This window comes from Micropruina sp. (assembly GCF_027492755.1).
Classification (GTDB): domain Bacteria; phylum Actinomycetota; class Actinomycetes; order Propionibacteriales; family Propionibacteriaceae; genus Micropruina.
In genome coordinates, this window is record NZ_JAPUED010000043.1 from 1 (window position 1) to 3,166 (window position 3,166).

Consider the following 3,166-nt stretch of genomic DNA (forward strand, 5'->3'; position numbering starts at 1 on the left):
CACGCCCGGAGCGAGCAGTTCCATCTGGTCGATAACCTGTTTCACAGCGGCCTCGCCCTGATCCGGCGGGTACTTGTACTTGCGCAGCAGCCGGCGGATCTTCGCGCGCAGCGAGGCCCGGACGTCGTCGCGGACGGTCCAGTCGGTCTTGACGTCGGCCCTCATCATCGCGACGAGCTGTCGGGCCATGTCGGCCAGGACGTCCTGACCGAGGACATCCAGCGCTGACTGGTTGTCGGCGATCGCGTCGAAGGTGGCCAGCTCGTCGCGGCCCAGCGGCGGGTCGAAGGTCTCGCCCCTGGCCGCCTCGGCGGCGATGTCCTTGGCCATCTCGAAGAGCTCGATCAGCACCTCGGCCGCCGTCAGTTGCGAGTTCGTGTAACGGAGCATGACATCGCTGAGCCGTTCGCTGAACGCTCGCTGGCGCACCAGGCTCGCGCCGCTCGCCCGGGCGACTTCGGCCAGAATGGCGGCCCGCAGCGCCTCGATCGCGAGGTGCGGGTTGGCCGAACGCTGGGCTTGCGCGAGCGCGGCCGGAGTGAGTTCGTTGAAGTTCGGCGGCGCGATCTCGGCGGCGGCGTAGATGTCGATCACCTCGTCGGAGCCGGTCGCATCGGCGGCGAGCTGGCGCAGCAGCCGCGCGATCTCCTCGGGGATCGGCTCGCCCCGCGCCTCCCGCTCGGCGGCGTCGTACTTCGCCATCCAGACCCGCACTTCCTCGTAGAAGCGCACCTCGTCGCGGACGTCCGACAGGTTCTCGTAGCCGGACGCGAGCGCCCACGCCCTGCCCAGCTGACCGGCCAGCTGCCGGTACCGCCCGGCCAGGCTGAGCTCACCCTCGGCCACCTGGTTGCCCGGGTTCTGCGGATCCCGCAGCCAGCTGGTGAGCCCGAGCGCTGCCTTCATCCAGCCCTTCGGGCCGACCAGCCTGGCTCGCCAGTCGTAGCCGCCAGTCAACGCCCGGAGCTGGTCGAGCAGCGCTCGGGCAAGTTCCACCGCCACCCCCGCATTCCGCCCGACCGGACGATTGGCCTGGTCGGCGGCGGTGTACTCGGCCAAGGCCGCCGTCAGATTCTCGACCAGCGGCGCGTAGGCGACCAGCAGGCCGGCGTCCTTGCCGTGGAAAGTGCGGTTCACGCGGGCCAGGGTCTGCATGAGCAGGGCTCCCCGCATCGGCCGGTCCAGGTAGAGGGTGTGCAGCGGCGGCGAGTCGTAGCCGGTGAGCATCATGTCCTTGACGATCACCAGTTCGAGCGGGTCGTTCTCATCCTTCAGCCGCTGCTTGATCGCCTGGTTCTCCGATTCCCGCCGGACGTGTTTGCGGATCTCGCTCGGGTCGGACGCCGTCCCGGAGTACACGACCTTCAGCACCCCCTGGTCGAGGGCGTCGGAGTGCCACGCCGGCCGCAGCGCCACCAGCTGCTCGTAGAGGTCCGCGCAGATCTGCCGGGTGGCGCACACGATCATCGCCTTCCCCGGCCCATCGATCAGCGGACGCATCCGCTGTCGTCGGGTCTCCCAGTGCTCGACGATGTCCTCGGCCAGCGTGGCCAGCCGGGCGGGCGCCCCGTAGACGGCGTTGATCACCGCGACCGACTTCTCCAGCCGCTCGCGCTCGACGTCGTCCAGGCCGACGGTGACCTCGTCGGCGGCCGCGTCGAGATCGTCCGCCGTGACGTCGTCGGCGAACGAGACCTTCACCAGCCGGGGCTCGAAGTAGACCGGGACGGTCGCCTTGTCGTTGACCGCGCGGGTCAGGTCGTAGATGTCGATGTAGTCGCCGAAGACGTCACGGGTGTTCCGCTCCACCTCGCTGATCGGGGTGCCGGTGAAGGCGATCAAGGTGGCGTGCGGCAGCGCGTCGCGCAGGAACCGGGCGTAGCCGTCCAGATCGTCGTAGTGCGAGCGGTGCGCCTCGTCCACGATCACCACGATGTTGCGACGCTCGCTCAGCAGCGGATGGTCGGCGCCCGACTCGCGTTCGGCCGGCGTCCGGTTGAACTTCTGCAGGGTGGTGAACAGGATGCCGCCGCTGGAGCGCTGGGTGAGTTCGTCGCGCAACTGCGAGCGCGTGGTGACCTTGACCGGCTGCTCGGGCAGCAGGGTGGACGCCTTGAAGCTGAGGTGCAGCTGGCCGTCCAGCTCGCGGCGGTCGGTGATCACCACGATCGTCGGGTTCAGCAGGTGGCTGGAACGCAGCACCAGGTTGGCGTACAGCTCCATCTCCATCGACTTGCCGGAGCCCTGGGTGTGCCACACCACGCCGGCCTTGCCGTCCGACTTCACCGCGGTGACGGTCCGCCCCAGCGCCTTGTTCACGGCGAAGTACTGATGCGGCTTGGCGATCCGCTTGGCCAGGCCGAAATCGCCGACGTCGAAGGCGGTGAAGTTGCGCAGCAGGTCGAGGAATCGCAGCGGATTGCCCAGCCCGTACAGGGTGATCTCGAGCGCGTTGTCGTAGTCGGTATCCGCGATCGCCTCACCGGGCCGCAGCGGAACGCCGTCGTCGTCGACATTCCAGGCCGCGTAGTGGTGCAGCGGCGTGAACGGCGTGCCGTAGCCGGCCGTGGCGCCGTCCGAGACGACGGTCATCACGCAGGCCCGGAAGGCCAGCGGGAACTCCTCAAGGTAGGTGCCCAGCTGACCGTGGGCCGCCGCCAGACTGGTGGATGCGAGCCCCGCCTGCTTGAGCTCGGCGATCAGCACCGGCAGCCCGTTCAGGTACCCGACCACGTCGAACCGGCGGTGGTGTTCCACGTCGCTGATCGTCACCTGCCGGACCACCAGCCAGTCGTTGTCGCCCGGTTCACGACCGATCAGCCGGATCGTCGGGTTCTGCTCGACATTGTCCTTGTCGAGGTAGCTGAGCCCCCGGTAACCGTCCGCCAGGAACCTGTGCAGCCGGTGGTTCTCGGTGATCGCGTCCTGGCTGGACGGGGTGAGGATCTCGGTCGCCGCCTGCCGCAGATAGGCCTCCGGCACCTGCGGGTTCAGCCGCACCAGCGCCTCCCGGAACCGCTCGTGCAGCACGATGTCGGAGGCCGAACTGCGCTCGTGGTTGATCTGGGCGCCCGTCGCCGGGGCCCACCCGTGCTCGGCCAGCACCTCGACCGCGACGTTCTCCCAATCGGCTTCACTGATCAATGACATGGCGACCCTTTCCACT

At 68.7% G+C, this 3,166-nt stretch carries 1 protein-coding gene; it reads right to left on the reverse strand.

Annotated features, from left to right (window positions below; genetic code table 11):
- Positions 1-3,150, reverse strand: a 3,150-nt coding sequence (locus tag Q0066_RS02750) for a type I restriction endonuclease subunit R (RefSeq protein WP_298129821.1), incomplete at its 3' end; no start/stop codon positions are given.
- Between the last annotated feature and the right edge of the window lie 16 nt (positions 3,151-3,166).